Origin of the sequence: Mesorhizobium sp. M0500 (genome assembly GCF_040321165.1) — a bacterium.
Classification (GTDB): Bacteria; Pseudomonadota; Alphaproteobacteria; order Rhizobiales; family Rhizobiaceae; genus Mesorhizobium.
Map to the genome: position 1 here is coordinate 295,660 of NZ_JAMYRB010000001.1, position 13,101 is coordinate 308,760.

A 13,101-nucleotide genomic window follows, 5' to 3' on the forward strand; every position below is an offset into this window, starting at 1 on the left:
TCAGCCAGCCTTCAATGCAGGTTCGGTTGGGCGCCCTGGCCCTTTTCGTCGATCATCGCACCTCGCCGGAAGCGGTCGAGACGAAAGCGGGCAGCCTCCTTGTGCGGCTCGTCGCGCGCCAGCAGATGAGCAAAGACCAGGCCGGAGCCGGGCGTCGCCTTGAAGCCGCCATAGCACCAGCCGGCGTTGAGATAGAGCCCGTCGACCGGTGTTTTGTCGATGATCGGCGAGCCGTCCATCGACATGTCCATGATGCCGCCCCACTGACGCAGAAGCCGTATCCGGCCGATCATCGGCATCAGCGCCATGCCGCCTTCGCAGACGTCTTCCATGACAGGCAGATTGCCGCGCTGGGCGTAGGAATTGTAGCCGTCTATATCGCCGCCGAAGACCAGGCCGCCCTTGTCGGACTGGCTGACGTAGAAATGGCCGGCGCCGAACGTCATGACATTGGGGATCAGCGGCTTGATCGCCTCGGAGACGAAGGCCTGCAGCACATGGCTTTCGATCGGCAGCCGCATGCCGGCCATCGCCGCGACGCGCGACGAGGAGCCGGCGACGGCCATGCCGACCTTGCCTGCGCCGATCCTGCCGCGGCTCGTCTCGACACCGGTCACCTTGCCGTCGGCATCGCGGACAAAGCCGGTCACCTCGCAGTTCTGGATGATGTCGACGCCGAGCGCGCTCGCCGCATGCGCATAGCCCCAGACCACGGCGTCGTGGCGCGCCGTGCCGCCGCGCCGCTGCAAAAGCCCGCCTTGCACTGGAAAGCGCGCATCGTCGAAGTTCAGGAACGGCATCATCTTCCTGACCGCCGCCAGATCGAGCAGTTCGGCATCGATGCCGTTGATGCGCATGGTGTTGCCGCGCCGCGCATAGGCGTCGCGCTGCGCGTCGGAATGGTAGAGGTTGATGACGCCGCGCTGGCTGACCATGGTGTTGTAGTTGAGGTCCTGCTCCATCCGCTCCCACAGCTTCATCGAAAGCTCGTAGAAACCGGTATTGCCGGGCAGCCCGTAATTGGAGCGGATGATGGTGGTGTTGCGGCCGGCATTGCCGGAGCCGATCCAGCCTTTTTCCAGCACCGCGACATTCCTGATGCCGTATTCGCTGGCGAGGAACCATGCCGTCGCCAGGCCATGGCCGCCGCCGCCGATGATCACCACGTCGTAGTGGCTCTTCGGGCTGGCGTCGCGCCAGGTGCGCTGCCAGTTCTTGTGGCCGGAAAATGCCGCCCGGGCGAGGGAGAAGATCGAGTATTTCATGAACCTGTTTCGCGCCGGCGTGCAACAATTCCGGATCAGATGTCGAGCGTGTGGTCGCGCTCCCACTGGGTGAAGTGGGAAGCATAGGAATTCCATTCCTGCTGCTTGAGCTTTAGATAGGCCGACGAGAATTCCTCACCCAGCGCCGCCTTGAGCGATTTGTCGTTGTCGAACTCGCGCAATGCGTCGAGCAGGTTGAGCGGCAGCTTCGGCGCGCCCTCGACCGTATGGCCGAACTGGTACATGTCGATGTCGTATCGCCTGCCGGGGTCGGCCTTCGAGCGGACGCCGTCAAGGCCGGCGGCGATGATGACGGCCTGCAGCAGATAGGGGTTTGCCGCGCCGTCCGGCAGGCGCAGCTCGAAGCGGCCGGGGCCGGGCACGCGCACCATGTGGGTGCGGTTGTTGCCGGTCCAGGTCACCGTGTTCGGCGCCCAGGTGGCGCCGGAGATGGTGCGAGGTGCGTTGATGCGCTTGTAGGAATTGACCGTCGGGTTGGTGATGGCGGCAAGCGCGGACGCATGTTTCATGATGCCGCCGAGGAAATTCCTGCCCTTGGCCGACAGGCCGAGCTCCATCGCATTATCGGCAAAGACATTGGTCTTGCCATCTTTGTCCCACACCGAGATGTGCGCATGGCAGCCATTGCCGGTCAGGCCCTGGAAGGGTTTAGGCATGAAGGTTGCGCGCAGGCCGTGCTTTTCGGCGACCGATTTCACCATGAATTTGAAGAAGGAATGCTTGTCGGCGGTCGCCAGCGCATCGTCGAAGGCCCAGTTCATCTCGAACTGGCCGTTGGCGTCCTCGTGGTCGTTCTGGTAGGCGCCCCAGCCGAGCGCCAGCATGTGGTCGCAGATCTCGGCGATCACATCGTAGCGGCGCATCACCGCCTGCTGGTCGTAGCAGGGCTTCGACGCCGTGTCATATTCGTCGGAAATCGTCTTGCCATCCGGCGAGATCAGGAAGAATTCGGCCTCGACGCCGGTCTTGATGTGCATGCCGTCGCCAGCGGCCTCCGCGATCAACCGCTTCAGCGTGTTGCGCGGCGCCTGCTCGACCGATTTGTCGTCCATGATGCAGTTGGCGGCGACCCAGGCGACCTCCGGCTTCCAAGGCAACTGGATCACCGAGGCCGGATCCGGCACCGCCAGCATGTCGGGATGCGCCGGCGTCAGGTCGAGCCAGGTGGCAAAGCCGGCAAAGCCGGCACCGTCCCGCTGCATGTCGGCGATCGCCTGCGCCGGCACCAGCTTGGCGCGTTGCCCACCGAACAGGTCGGTGTAGGATATCATGAAATATTTGACGCCCTTCTCCTTGGCGAAGGCGGCGAGATCGTTCCCCATTATAGTTCCTCGCTTACTGGCATTTGGTTTGTTTTAGAAGCCGTTCTTGCCCGGTATCCAGTTGGTGCCGGCCAGCGGCACGCCGGCCATGGCGGCGGCTTCGATCGTCAAGGCGACAAGATCCTCGGGCTCGAGATTGTGCAGGCTGTTCTTGCCGCAGGCGCGTGCGATTGTCTGAGCCTCAAGTGTCATCACCTTAAGATAATTCGCCAGCCGTCGGCCGGCCGCAATCGGATCGACCCGTTTCATTAGCTCGGGATCCTGCGTGGTGATGCCGGCCGGGTCGCGACCCTCATGCCAGTCGTCATAGGCGCCGGCGGTGGTGCCGAGCTCGTTGTATTCCGCCTCCCAGCGCGGGTCGTTGTCGCCGAGCGCGACAAGCGCTGCCGTGCCGATCGACACCGCGTCGACGCCCAGCGCCAGCGCCTTGGCGACGTCGGCGCCGTTGCGTATGCCGCCGGAGACGATCAGCTGCACCTTGCGGTGCATGCCGAGATCCTGCAGCGCCTGCACCGCCGGCCTGATACAGGCAAGCGTCGGCTGGCCGACATTTTCAATGAACACTTCCTGGGTCGCCGCAGTGCCGCCCTGCATGCCGTCGACGACGACGACATCGGCGCCCGATTTCACCGCAAGCGCGGTATCGTAATAGGGCCGCGCGCCGCCGACCTTGACGTAGATCGGCTTTTCCCAGTCGGTGATTTCGCGCAGTTCGAGGATCTTGATCTCGAGGTCGTCCGGCCCGGTCCAGTCGGGGTGGCGCGAGGCCGAGCGCTGGTCGATGCCTTTCGGCAGCGTGCGCATTTCGGCGACGCGGTCGGAGATCTTCTGGCCGAGCAGCATGCCGCCGCCGCCTGGCTTGGCGCCCTGGCCGACGACCACCTCGATCGCGTCGGCACGGCGCAGATCGCGCGGGTTCATGCCGTAGCGCGACGGCAGATACTGGTAGACCAGCGTCTTCGAATGGCCGCGCTCTTCCTCGGTCATGCCGCCGTCGCCGGTCGTCGTCGAGGTACCCGACAGCGTCGCGCCGCGGCCAAGCGCTTCCTTGGCCGGCCCGGACAGCGAGCCGAAGCTCATGCCGGCAACGGTGATCGGGATTTTCAATTCGATCGGTTTTTTCGCATAGCGCGAGCCGAGCACGACGCTGGTGTCGCAGCGCTCGCGATAGCCTTCGAGCGGATAGCGCGAGATCGAAGCACCGAGGAACAGAAGGTCGTCGAAATGCGGCAGCTTGCGCTTGGCGCCGGCGCCGCGGATGTCATAGATGCCGGTCGCCGCGGCGCGGCGGATCTCGGAAAGCGTGTAGTCGTCGAAGGTCGCGGATTTGCGCGGCGTCGTCGGCGGGTTGCGATAGGTCATTGAGCCTCAATACGCGTCGGCGTTGTCGATATTGAAATTGTAGAGGGTACGAGCCGAGCCATAACGCTTGAACTCCGCCGCCTTGACGCCGGTCACACCGGCGCGGTCGAGCAAGCCTTGCAGCAATTCGAGATGCTCGGGCCGCATCTCCTTGGCGATGCAGTCGGCGCCGAGGCTTTCGACCTTGCCGCGCACGAAAAGCCGCGCCTCGTAGATGGAATCGCCGAGCGCATCGCCGGCGTCGCCCAGCACCACGAGGTTGCCGGACTGCGCCATGAAGGCCGACATGTGGCCGATATTGCCATGGACGACGATGTCGATGCCTTTCATCGAGATGCCGCAGCGCGACGATGCGTTGCCTTCGATGACGAGCAACCCGCCCCGGCCGGTGGCGCCGGCATACTGGCTGGCATCGCCTTTGACGACGATCTGGCCGGACATCATGTTCTCGCCGACGCCGGGCCCGGCCGAGCCATGCACGGTGATGGTGCCGCCGTCGTTCATGCCGCCGCAATAATAGCCGACGCTGCCGCGCACATCGATGGCGACCGGCTGGTCGACGCCGACGGCGACCGAATGGCTGCCTCGCGGGTGGAGCACCTCCCAGGCGGTCTCGTTCGAACCGGGCGCCAGATCGTGCAGCGCCTGGTTGAGCTCGCGCAGCGACATTTCGGCCAGGTCGAAGACCCGCGATGCCTGGCCCGGCTCGCGCGCGGCCTTGGAGAGGTTGCCCGTATTGAAGGCATTGCTTGCCGGCATTGGTTCAATGCTCCCAGAAATAGACGGTTGCGGGCTCGGGTTCCCAGACCTTCGCATTGTCTATGCCGGGCAGTTTGGTGAGCGCACGATATTCCGAGCCGAAGGCGACATACTGGTCGGTTTCGGCCATTACGGCGGGTTTGCAGGCGATCGGATCGCGCACCACGCCGAAGCCGTTCTTGGTGCCGACGACGAAGGTGAAAAAGCCGTCGAGATCGCTCAGCGTGCCTTCCAGCGCCTCGCCCAGATTCTTGCCATGCGCCATCTGCGAGGAGAGATAGGCGGCAGCGACCTCGGTGTCGTTCTCGGTCTCGAATGTCATGCCTTCGCGGATCAGCTCGCGGCGGACATTGTTGTGGTTGGACAGCGAGCCATTATGCACCAGGCACTGGTCGGCGCCGGTCGAGAACGGATGCGCGCCCATCGTCGTCACCGCCGATTCGGTCGCCATGCGGGTATGGCCGATGCCGTGGGTGCCGGTCATCTCGCGGACGCCGAAACGGTCGACGACCGCTTCGGGCAAGCCGACTTCCTTGTAGATTTCGACGACGTCGCCGGCGCCCATGATGCGGATGTCGGGGCGCAGCGTCTGGATCGCCTCGCGCGCTTCGTCGATCTTGGCAGGCGTCGTCCGGACCACCGCATGCGTCGACTTCGCAGCAATGCTCACCGGCGCGCCGATTGCCTTGGCGAGTTCGGCGTCGAGGCCGCGGAAATCGCGCTCCGGCTTGGCCGACTGGATGGTGATCTTGGCTTCACTGGAGGGCGCGCCATAGATGGCGATGCCGGCGCTGTCGGGACCGCGATCGCTGAGCGAGATCAGCATCTCCGACAGCATCGCGCCAAGCTGGGGCTCGAGCGACTTGTCCTTCAAAAACAGTCCGACGATTCCGCACATGTCAGCCTCCGCGAGTTCGTTCCCTCCGAGATGTATCGAATGAGTCCCGAGAATTCAATTGGTATGAAAAAAATTTTCCTGTCGTTATATTTCGGCTGAGGCGCCGCCGGCCGCACTATCGCCGCGCTGGCCGCCATTGTGAGCCCATTTGGCATAGCGGATGCGGGCGATCTTGTAGGCATCCAGGATCGATAGGGCATAGATCAGGAAGCCGCCGGCATGGCGGCCGACGAAGCTGGCATCGGGCGGCGCGATCTTGGCGGTGACCCAGGCGAGGATCACCATGAAGAACAGAAATTGCAGGCCGCGCACCGGCACGCCGAGCACGACATGCCCGCTCGCCGGCAAGACGATCGCAGCGCCCAGAACCAGATAGGGGCTCGGTGGTGCGGGGGAGGTGGTGATCTGGCTGGTCATGCCGCTTGCCGTTCGCTTTGATTGATGGCATCGCGCAGCGCCGAAGCCGACGACAGCAGCCTCTCGATCAGCACCGGATCGAGCCTGACCGTGCCGAATTCGGCTTGCCGGAATACGCCGTAACGCGCGCGCTCGGCCTCGGCCAGAAGCCAGACGATGCGCACGCCGTTCGGCGTGATCAGCAATTCCTTGGTGCGCTCCTCGGCAAAGATATCGAGGTGGCCGGCGATGATGGCTTCGGGGAAGCGCACGCCCTTGCGGTCGCTCCGCAGCACCGCCTCGGCCGGAAACCCCGCCGCCTTCGGCAGCGGATGGACGAGATGATCGAAATTGGAAAAAGTCGTCGGCGATCCCGGCCGCATCATCATATCGAAAGTGCCTGGTATCGCGACCTTTTCGGTGATCGAAACGCTCAGCCAGCGCGCCGGCAGCTTCCTGATCGCCAGCGTGTCGACGATGGTCCGCACCTGCACCCGCCGGCCGTTCCACGAGCCGGCGAAGGTAACGACGCCGGCAGTGCCGTCCGAGATGTTGGCCACGTCGGGGATGACGGCGCGGACGCCGGCTTCGTCGGCGGCAAGACCGGTCGAAGCCTTGGCGCGGCTGGCCCGCGCAAGCCAGGCTATATGGAGGACGAGAGCCAGGGCAACCGCCCCGGCGAGCAATGCTGAGATCACCTAACGCACCTCGTCACGCAAATGCCCGCCCAGACCGGGCGCGCCGTCAGTAGCCCTGCGGCTTCGGCCACGGCATGGTGAACTGGGCACCACGGCGCACGAATTTGTAGCGGTAGAAGTGGAACCACAGCGAGATCAGGAAGTAGAAGGCGACCATGGCGATCAGCTGCGAGCCGAAGCCGAGGAAGATCGCAAAGAAGGTGACGACGCAAAGGCAGAACAAGACGATCGCCGGCAGCGGATGGAACGGATGGGTGTAGCCGCGGCGGATCGAGCCGAGCGGCCACTTTTTCCTGAACATGATGATGTTGATGCTCATGAAGGTATATTGCAGCACGCCCGACAGGATCGAGAAGGTGATCGCCTGGTTGAGGTCGGCGATGAAGGCGAAGGCGAGCGCGATCGGCAGCAGAAACAGGATCGAGCGATAGGGCGTGCGGTATTTCGGATGCACCGCCGAGAACCAGGTCGGCAGATAGCGGTCGCGGCCGAGCGAAAACCAGGCGCGCGCGGCGTCGTTGATGCAGCCATTGGCGGAGGCGAGCGCGGCAAGCAGCGTCGCGATGAACAACAGGTTTTCCAGCAGCGCACTGCCGGTCAGTTTGCCCGCGTCCCACAGCGGATAATAGGTGATGCCGAGATATTCCCAGGGCATCAGCGAGGCGCAGACATACCAGGTCATGGCGGCGGCGATCAGAAGCGTGATCATGCCGGCCATCGTGCCGTAGGGCAGCGAGCGCGCCGGCGAGCGCACTTCCTCGGCGGCCTGCGTGGTGCCCTCGATGCCGAGATAGTACCAGATGCCGAACTGGAAGGCGGCGATGACGCCGATCCAGCCATAGGGCAGGGCGTTGCCCGGGGTCACCAACTCGTTCAGCTTGAGCACGGCGCCTTGCGTCCACGGGCTGACCGAGAAGAACAGGATGACGATCGAGACATAGGCTATCGCGGTGATGACGAAATTGACGTTGAGCGTCATCAGCACGCCGCGATAGTTCAGCCATGCCAGCACGACGATTGTCGCGGCGATGAAGGAATTGTGGTTGAGGCCCTCGACGCCGGCCTTGGCGACGATGGTGTCGCCGAGCAGGATCGCGTCCGACACTTCGAGCATGGTATAGGCAAAGACCAGGAACAGCGCGACGTTGAAGGCCATCAGCGGCCCGACAATGTGCTTGGCCTGGGCATATTGGCCGCCGGCGGCGGCAACCGTCGAGGTAACTTCGGAATCGATCATCGCGACCGACGTGTAGAGCAGCCCGACGATCCAGCAGACGATCAGCGCCGCCAGCGCGCCGCCCTTGTCCGCCGCGAAATTCCAGCCGGTGAATTCGCCGACCAGAACGATGCCGACACCGAGCGCCCAGACATGGGCGGGGCCGAGCACCCTGAGCAGTGAAACCCTGTCGCCTTGCACTTGCACCGCTGGTTCAGCCGTGATCGTCATCGTTCAATCCCCCACTCAGATCCGGTGTTTTTCGGACACGGCTTCAAGTTCGCCTTCCCTGGACGAGGTCAGCATCTCTTCGGAATAGGTCGTGTCGATCTTGAACCAGTCGTAGAGCATCCACAGCGCGAGCACGATCGAGATGCCCCAGCATGCGTAAGAGAGTGCCACCCACATGACGATGCTTCCCTATCTATTTGTCGCCGAACTTTTCGTCGATGACGTCGCGGTATTCGCGGTCCGATGCGCGGAACAGAAAGATGAAATAGCCGATCAGCACCGCCGCCATGATGATCAGCGTCGGCCAGTCGATGATGTAGTGGAACCGGTTCTGGATGACGTCGTGCGCGGTTTCCGGCGTGTAGCCGAGCTTTTCCCAGATCGAGGCCATGGTCGGGTTTTGTCCGAGCGCTTCCCACGTCTTGGCGTCGAGCGCGTCGATGGATTTTGCCGCCCCTGCCAGCCCTAGTTTCAGCGGCAGCCACAGCGCGACGAAAATCGCGACCACGACGACGGCGATATCGAAAACCTGTCCGGCCTTGCTCTGTTCGGGCGGTGTATAGCGGGCCATGCGTCTCCCCCTCAGGACTTGCGGTTGCGGTAGGCGTCGGCATTCTTGATGTCGAGGCCGTAGATGAAGTCCTTGTCTTCCTTGTAGTGGTTGACCATCGCCAGGATCGCCGCCGTGTTGAAGATCAGCACGGCGGCGGCGGCGACCGCGACGACGAGCTTGATGCCGGCGTCGGGGACGTATGGCCATGTCATGAACAGGACAAAGAGGATCGTCGCCCACAGGCAGACGATCAGGAGCATGGATCCACGCACGTCGGAACGGTACAACGCTTCCACGCGCTGTTGCAGGTCGGACATCGGCTTTCCCCTTTTCAACGCCGGTCCGGATTGGCCGGTCATTGCCCTCTTTCAAGAGAGTGAAATTTTTTTCATAAAATCCGGCCGAATTCTGGAATTGTCAAGACGATTTTACGCGACGTTAACCGTTTGTTTGGGCTCGCCGGATTTGCCTGACAATGAAATTATTTGCTTACGGGTATTGCAGGCTCCCGGCGTTTGCGGTCAATATTCAAGGCAACGCTCCCGCCTGTGTGCAGGGAGCAGGGGAAAGCAAAAAAGTTTCTTTCGAACGGAGGACAGCGGATGACGGCATCCTGGAGATTTTCGACGCTTGCGGACCGCCATCGCGCGCTCGGCTCGAAGCTCGAGGACTGGAGCGGCATGGGTACCGCCTGGACCTACGACAAGGACGCCGACGAAGAGTATACCGCCATCCGCACCAAGGCCGGCCTGATGGACGTGTCCGGCTTGAAGAAGGTCCACATCACCGGGCCGCACGCCTCGCACCTGATCGATCTGGCGACGACGCGCGACGTCGAAAAGATCTATCCCGGCAAGTCGGCCTATGCCTGCATGCTCAACGAGGCCGGCAAGTTCACCGACGACTGCATCCTCTACCGCACCGGCCCGAATTCCTGGATGGTCGTGCATGGCTCGGGCACCGGCCATGAAGAGCTGCAACGCGCTTCGGTCGGTCGTGACGTGTCGCTGCGCTTCGATGACAATCTGCACGACCTTTCGCTGCAGGGGCCGCTAGCCGTGGATTATCTGGCAAAGCATGTGCCCGGCATTCGCGACCTCAACTATTTCCACCACATGCAGACGCAGTTGTTCGGCTTTCCGGTGATGATCTCGCGCACCGGCTACACCGGCGAGCGCGGCTACGAGATCTTCTGCCGTGGCCAGGACGCCGGAACGATCTGGGACAGGATCCTCGACGAGGGCAAGAGCGCCGGCATCATCCCGTGCCGCTTCACCACGCTCGACATGCTGCGCGTCGAGAGCTATCTGCTGTTTTACCCCTACGACAATTCGCAGAAATACCCGTTTGAGAACGAAGGCCCGGGCGACACACTGTGGGAGCTTGGTCTCGACTTCACCGTCAGCCCCGGCAAGACGGGCTTTCGCGGCGCCGAGGAACACTACCGCCTCAAGGGCAAGGAGCGCTTCAAGATCTTCGGCGTGCTGCTCGAAGGCAGAGAGCCGGCCGACGAGGGCGCACCGGTCTATCGCGACGGCAAAAAGGTCGGCGTGGTGACCTGCGCAATGTATTCGCCGCTGGTCAAAAAATCGATGGGCATCGCCCGGCTCGAGGTCGACTGCGCGGTGCAGGGCACCAGGCTCGAGATCCGCAACAAGAGCGGCGCCATCAGCGCAATCGCCGAGCCGCTTCCTTTCGATGATCCGAAGAAGACCAAGCGCACGGCGAAAGGCTGAGGCATACTGCGGGTATGGCAGCGAAAAGCATCATCAGCCGCCCGGTCTATGGGACCCTGTCTCCGCAGCCTGGCAAGCATCATCTTTTCATAGCGGATGCAGAAGGAGCGCTGGCGATTGCCGATCTGGCCGCCAAGGCACCGGCGGATTTCTTCGGCGGCGCCCACATCATCTTCATTCCCGGCCGCGACGGCAAATACGCCGATGCGCTCGAAGCCCTGAAGCCGGCGCAGTTCTACCTCGGCCATTCCTTCGCCAGCGCCCTGCCGCGGCTGAAGCAGACGCTGGCCAACGCGCATATGGGCCTCAGGCTCTACCTTGCCGGCACCGAAGGGCTGATCGGACAGGCCATGCAGGCGGCGCTCGAAGCCGGCATCGACCACACCTCGATCCAGACCGAGCATCGCGGCTCGCTGGCGCGCCGCATGCAATGCGTCCACTGCAAGGGCATCACCGAGAACGTGACGACGCAGCCGGCGACCTGTTCGCATTGCGGCCTGCTGCTTCTGGTGCGCGATCATTATTCGCGGCGGCTCGCCGCCTTCCAGGGCGTCTGCATCAACGCCGAGGACCGCAGCGAAATTCCTCCGATCGAGGAGGTCTTTCGATGAGCACCGGCACCACCAAGCTCGATGTCGTCGTCAGCGATGTCGTTCCGATCAACGAGCTGGTGACGCGCTTTCATTTCCGTCGGCGCGACGGCGAGCTTTTGCCGACCTTTTCCGGCGGCGCCCATGTCGTCGTCGAGATGCGTGATGGCGAACGCACCAGGCTCAATCCCTATTCGCTGATGGGCTCGCCGCTCGACACCCGCGAATACACCATCTCGGTGCGCCGCGACGACGCCGGCCGCGGCGGCTCGCTTTTCATGCACAGGCAGGTCAGGCCGGGCACGGAGATGGTGGTCAGCTATCCCGTCAACCTGTTCTCGCTCGATCTGCGCGCCAGGAAGCATCTGATGCTGGCCGGCGGCATCGGCATCACCCCGTTCATGGCGCAGACCGCGCAGCTGGCGGCGGAAGGCGGCAATTTCGAATTGCATTACACCTGCCGCACCGCCTCGCTCGGCACCTATGCCGACCTGCTGAGAGAGCGCTACGATCGCCGGGTCAGGCTCTATCACGACGACCGCGACGAGCGCGTCGATCTCGACCGGCTGCTGTCGTCGCAGCCGCTCGGCACGCATCTCTATGTCTGCGGCCCGTCCGGCATGATCGGCTGGGTGCGCGAGCGTGCCGCGGCGCTCGGCTGGCCTCACGAGACCGTGCATTTCGAGCATTTCGCGGCGCCGCAGCCCGGCGCGCCCTTCGACGTGACGCTGGCGCTCAGCGGCAAGACCATCCGTGTCGACGAGCAGCAGAGCCTGCTCGAGGCGATCGAGGCGGCCGGGGTCGATCCGCCCTATCTCTGCCGCGGCGGCGTCTGCGGCCAGTGCGAGACCAACGTCATTTCGCATGACGGCAAATTCATCCACAACGACCACTGGCTGAGCGAGGAAGACCACCGTTCGGGCTGCAAGATCATGCCCTGCGTCTCGCGCTTCGAGGGCAGGTCGCTGGTGCTGGAAAGATAGGAGGCGAGCTTGGGCATCACCTTTCGCAAGGAAACGTTCCGCGACGACTTCACCTTCAGGAACAGCCCCGAGCACATCAGGCGGTTCCCGTTCCCGTTCCATGAAGACAGCTACATGTATGCCGTCAACATCGAGCCGCATGTCGTCGGGCCGAAGGGCAGCGTGCTGGAGAATTTGATCGACGTCGACGAGCACTATGTCGCCGAGATGCAGGACCGCGCTTTGGTGCTGGCCGAGGACCCGCTGCGCTGCCAGTCGCTGCCGCACATGACGCTGGCCGGCTGGGATCTGCTCGAGCTTTTGATGGAGCAGCAGGCTTCAGGCTATCCCGAGCATTTCACGCTGACGCGCGACGGCGACCGCTGGCGCTGGATCAACCGGCCGCTCGGCATCGACGACAGCTTCACCTTCGGCGACGTCTCGACGCTGCCCTATGGGCCGATGGAATACATCACCCGCCAGAGCCAGGGCGATTTCTGCATCCTCGACCAGCGCGACGGCAATCTGTGGATGGATGCCGGCATGGTCACCACCCAGGCCGACTGGTCGCTCGATTTCGACATCGGCATGAACTTCTTCGAATGGCACGCGCCGGTGCCGCTGGCGCATGAGAAGGGCATCTTCGTCCGGGCGCTGAAATTCCTCACCAACATCCAGCAGGGCAAGCCGGCGCGCCGGCTGAACTGGACGATGACCATCAATCCGCGCCTCGATACCAGCCCGGAAAATTACCACAAATGGGGTCCGGACCGCGCCACGGTGACGCCGGAAAATGTCGGCGACAAGGTTCATCTGCGCGTCGAGCTGCAGAGCTTCTGGCGGCTGCCGCGCTCGAATGCGATCGTCTTCCCGATCCGCTGCTACCTGATCAAGATGGACGAGCTGGTGACGCAGCCGAAATGGGCACGGCGCCTGCACCGCGTCATCCGCGACCTTCCCGACGAACTCGCCGCCTACAAGGGCCTGACGCGTTACCGTGCGACATTGGTCGAGTGGCTGTCGAAGTTGGATGACGGCAGTGCGACGTCGGTGGGTTTTGGGCCGGATTGAGGTTCTGTTTGCGAGGTTCGC

At 63.3% G+C, this 13,101-nt stretch carries 15 protein-coding genes; 4 read left to right on the forward strand and 11 right to left on the reverse strand.

Features of this window, described 5'->3' with window-relative positions:
• Window positions 1–11 precede the first annotated feature (11 nt).
• From NKI70_RS01500 to NKI70_RS01550, 11 genes are all read right to left on the reverse strand, one after another.
• Entirely contained in the window at window positions 12–1,265 is a 1,254-nt protein-coding gene (locus NKI70_RS01500) for a sarcosine oxidase subunit beta family protein (RefSeq protein ID WP_352724030.1), read from the reverse strand.
• A gap of 35 nt (window positions 1,266–1,300) precedes the next feature.
• Window positions 1,301–2,608, reverse strand: coding sequence for a type III glutamate--ammonia ligase (gene glnT, locus NKI70_RS01505; protein ID WP_023673983.1), 1,308 nt, complete (start codon window positions 2,606–2,608; stop codon window positions 1,301–1,303).
• Between the two features lie 33 nt (window positions 2,609–2,641).
• The gene (locus NKI70_RS01510; protein ID WP_352455205.1) at window positions 2,642–3,970 is read right to left on the reverse strand and encodes an FMN-binding glutamate synthase family protein; all 1,329 of its coding nucleotides are present in this window, start codon (window positions 3,968–3,970) and stop codon (window positions 2,642–2,644) included.
• Between the two features lie 6 nt (window positions 3,971–3,976).
• Window positions 3,977–4,639 carry a GltB/FmdC/FwdC-like GXGXG domain-containing protein gene (locus tag NKI70_RS01515; RefSeq protein WP_245274607.1) on the reverse strand — a complete coding sequence of 221 codons (663 nt, stop codon included), beginning with the start codon at window positions 4,637–4,639 and terminating at the stop codon, window positions 3,977–3,979.
• Between the two features lie 94 nt (window positions 4,640–4,733).
• Window positions 4,734–5,627 (reverse strand): class II glutamine amidotransferase, encoded by an 894-nt coding sequence (locus NKI70_RS01520; RefSeq protein WP_023673986.1) that lies wholly within the window; start codon window positions 5,625–5,627, stop codon window positions 4,734–4,736.
• An 84-nt stretch (window positions 5,628–5,711) separates the two neighbouring features.
• Window positions 5,712–6,044, reverse strand: coding sequence for a hypothetical protein (locus tag NKI70_RS01525; protein WP_352575622.1), 333 nt, complete (start codon window positions 6,042–6,044; stop codon window positions 5,712–5,714).
• Entirely contained in the window at window positions 6,041–6,721 is a 681-nt protein-coding gene (locus NKI70_RS01530) for a hypothetical protein (protein ID WP_352569366.1), read from the reverse strand. The genes NKI70_RS01525 and NKI70_RS01530 overlap by 4 nt, the downstream gene beginning before the upstream one ends.
• 46 nt (window positions 6,722–6,767) lie before the next feature.
• Complete coding sequence (locus tag NKI70_RS01535) at window positions 6,768–8,168, reverse strand: APC family permease (protein WP_292653875.1); 1,401 nt, start codon at window positions 8,166–8,168, stop codon at window positions 6,768–6,770.
• A gap of 15 nt (window positions 8,169–8,183) precedes the next feature.
• Window positions 8,184–8,345 (reverse strand): hypothetical protein, encoded by a 162-nt coding sequence (locus NKI70_RS01540; protein WP_023673991.1) that lies wholly within the window; start codon window positions 8,343–8,345, stop codon window positions 8,184–8,186.
• 16 nt (window positions 8,346–8,361) lie between these two features.
• Window positions 8,362–8,739: a hypothetical protein gene (locus NKI70_RS01545; RefSeq protein WP_352452523.1), complete on the reverse strand. Its 378-nt coding sequence runs from the start codon at window positions 8,737–8,739 to the stop codon at window positions 8,362–8,364.
• 11 nt (window positions 8,740–8,750) lie between these two features.
• The gene (locus NKI70_RS01550; RefSeq protein WP_023673993.1) at window positions 8,751–9,038 is read right to left on the reverse strand and encodes a hypothetical protein; all 288 of its coding nucleotides are present in this window, start codon (window positions 9,036–9,038) and stop codon (window positions 8,751–8,753) included.
• 285 nt (window positions 9,039–9,323) lie between these two features.
• Between NKI70_RS01550 and NKI70_RS01555 the strand changes: the two genes are divergently transcribed.
• The 4 genes from NKI70_RS01555 to NKI70_RS01570 are packed head-to-tail and all read left to right on the forward strand — an operon-like array spanning window position 9,324 to window position 13,080.
• Entirely contained in the window at window positions 9,324–10,457 is a 1,134-nt protein-coding gene (locus tag NKI70_RS01555) for an aminomethyl transferase family protein (RefSeq protein WP_352697874.1), read from the forward strand.
• Window positions 10,458–10,471: 14 nt separating this feature from the next.
• Window positions 10,472–11,068: a dimethylamine monooxygenase subunit DmmA family protein gene (locus tag NKI70_RS01560; protein WP_023673995.1), complete on the forward strand. Its 597-nt coding sequence runs from the start codon at window positions 10,472–10,474 to the stop codon at window positions 11,066–11,068.
• Window positions 11,065–12,030 carry a PDR/VanB family oxidoreductase gene (locus NKI70_RS01565; RefSeq protein ID WP_352697872.1) on the forward strand — a complete coding sequence of 322 codons (966 nt, stop codon included), beginning with the start codon at window positions 11,065–11,067 and terminating at the stop codon, window positions 12,028–12,030. The genes NKI70_RS01560 and NKI70_RS01565 overlap by 4 nt, the downstream gene beginning before the upstream one ends.
• Before the next feature lie 9 nt (window positions 12,031–12,039).
• The gene (locus NKI70_RS01570; RefSeq protein ID WP_352697870.1) at window positions 12,040–13,080 is read left to right on the forward strand and encodes a heme-dependent oxidative N-demethylase family protein; all 1,041 of its coding nucleotides are present in this window, start codon (window positions 12,040–12,042) and stop codon (window positions 13,078–13,080) included.
• Window positions 13,081–13,101: the final 21 nt, after the last annotated feature.